Genomic DNA, 250 nt, shown 5'->3' on the forward strand with positions numbered 1-250 from the left:
TGGTTGCGTTACGTCATCGGTCATATACAGGACTGGCCGGTGAACCGGGTCCGCGATCTGCTGCCATGGAAGGTCGAGCTTCCCTCTGCCTGAACGTCAATACGGTCTGAATGCGACGCTTACCATTGCTGCGTGAGCTTGTTAAGCATTCTCCCGGCGATTTTGGTTATCAGCGTTCCCGCTGGAGCACCGAACTTCTGGCGATAAAAATCCGTGATATCACCGGTTGTCCGCTACATGCTTCAACCAT

Annotated in this window: 1 pseudogene; it reads left to right on the plus strand. The window is 53.6% G+C overall.

The window, feature by feature from the left end:
* Positions 1–125: 125 nt before the first annotated feature.
* Positions 126–250 (plus strand): annotated as a pseudogene (locus tag F7Q90_RS26350) (IS630 family transposase); the annotation flags it as partial.

The sequence above is a fragment of the Pantoea stewartii subsp. stewartii genome, from assembly GCF_008801695.1.
Classification (GTDB): Bacteria; Pseudomonadota; Gammaproteobacteria; order Enterobacterales; family Enterobacteriaceae; genus Pantoea; species Pantoea stewartii.